5 protein-coding genes are annotated in these 1,446 nt (G+C 61.2%); 4 read left to right on the top strand and 1 reads right to left on the bottom strand.

Translation table 11 applies throughout. The annotated features are described in order from the left end of the window. From BLQ03_RS17720 to BLQ03_RS17705, 4 genes are all read left to right on the top strand, one after another. Positions 1–186: H-NS histone family protein (locus BLQ03_RS17720; protein WP_139166825.1), on the top strand; the 186-nt coding region annotated here is incomplete at its 5' end. Between the two features lie 76 nt (positions 187–262). Further along, the gene (locus BLQ03_RS17715) at positions 263–484 is read left to right on the top strand and encodes a hypothetical protein (RefSeq protein WP_090757599.1); all 222 of its coding nucleotides are present in this window, start codon (positions 263–265) and stop codon (positions 482–484) included. Positions 485–631: 147 nt separating this feature from the next. Continuing rightward, complete coding sequence (locus tag BLQ03_RS17710; protein ID WP_090757598.1) at positions 632–859, top strand: AbrB/MazE/SpoVT family DNA-binding domain-containing protein; 228 nt, start codon at positions 632–634, stop codon at positions 857–859. Then, positions 849–1,247, top strand: a complete 399-nt coding sequence (locus tag BLQ03_RS17705) for a PIN domain-containing protein (RefSeq protein WP_090757597.1) — start codon at positions 849–851, stop codon at positions 1,245–1,247. Before BLQ03_RS17710 ends, BLQ03_RS17705 begins: the two co-directional genes overlap by 11 nt. A 38-nt stretch (positions 1,248–1,285) precedes the next feature. On the opposite strand, the gene BLQ03_RS17700 is transcribed toward BLQ03_RS17705, so the two are convergent. Further along, positions 1,286–1,446 (bottom strand): transposase (locus BLQ03_RS17700; RefSeq protein ID WP_139166824.1); only part of this gene is annotated, 161 nt, incomplete at its 5' end.

The following is a 1,446-nucleotide window of genomic DNA, read 5'->3' as shown; positions in this document are numbered from 1 at the left end:
GGGTTCAAGCTGACAGAACTGCTTGGCATCGGAAAAGCGGGCAGAAGGCGGAGATCCGGCGCCAGCACTGCCAAGTACACCAATCCCGACAATCCGGAGCAGACCTGGAGCGGGCGCGGTCGTCGCCCCCAGTGGATCACTGATGCATTGGAGTCGGGCCGCACCCTCGAGGATCTCGCCGCGTGAGACAGAATGGGCACAGCGTCGGCCGTGTCCATTTCTGACCTTGGCTCTCCGATGCGTAAAATGAAGCGGAGAACAATTGCCCGCCGCTGACGACAGAGCGGCGCTGGCCGAGTTGCTGGCCCCGGCGATCAGCTATTGCGAGCACGAAATCGCCAACATGAACGCCTCTGTTCGGCTTTTGGAGAAAGCCGAACGGCAGCGGATCGAGAACGCCTATGATGAGGGCGAACGCTGGCGTGGTCTGGCGACGGACGATTTCATCCGGATGGTGGACGCGCTGGTTGTGCTGACCCGATAGGACCAGCCCCCGGGCACCGGCTGTTGAGCTCTGCCGACGATCCGCCTCGGCTGACATGATCGACGGCTTCTCGCCGCCGTCTTGAACAACTGTCTGCCAGATGCGATATACGTTCTCTATCTGTATATCCACTTGAAGGACCATGCCATGCAGATCGCAAGATGGGGCAATTCTCTGGCAGTCCGCCTGCCGGCCGGGCTCGTGCGCGAGATGGGCCTGAAAGAGGGTGACCGGATCGAACTGGCGCCTGCCAGCGATCACCTCGCTGTCCGCCGTCTGCCTTCGGCAGCGGATGTGCTGGCGGATCTGCGTCGTTTTCGCGGACGGCTTCCCGCATCGGGACGGCTGACCCGCGACGATGCCAATGCCCGCTGACTTCTTCGATACGAACATCATTCTCTACCTGCTTGATGACAGTACGAAGGCCGACACGGCTGCCGGGCTGCTGGCAGGGGGTGGCATCATCAGTGTGCAGGTCCTGAATGAGACCCTGGTCAACTGCATCCGGAAAGCCGGCATGTCCTGGCAGGAGGCAGGGGATTTCCTGGGTGGCATCCGTGCGCTCTGCACGGTTCTGGACCTGACAGCCGAGATCCACGAGGTCGGCCTTGCGCTTGGCGAGCGATATGGCTTTTCGGTCTATGACGCGATGATCGTCTCGGCTGCCCTGACAAGCGGCTGCGAGCGGCTGCTCTCAGAGGACATGCAGCATGGCATGCTGATCGAAAACAGGCTCCGCATCGTCAATCCGTTCAGGGGTTGAACCGGCCGCGCTGCCCTAGGGTCAGGACTCGTTAAGTTTCATAGCCAGAACATGATGGTTGCGGCGAGCGCGATGGCGGAGAGGAAGACCTTCGGGCATCTGTCGTAACGCGTGGCGATGCGCCGCCAGTCTTTCAGGCGGCCGAACATGATCTCGATCCTGTTGCGGCGTTTGTAGCGGCGCTTGTCATATTTTACGG

The organism is Paracoccus chinensis (genome assembly GCF_900102885.1).
Lineage (GTDB): Bacteria > Pseudomonadota > Alphaproteobacteria > Rhodobacterales > Rhodobacteraceae > Paracoccus > Paracoccus chinensis.
The sequence above is the reverse complement of the archived record's forward strand: the minus strand, read 5'-3'. Positions and strand labels throughout refer to the sequence as shown.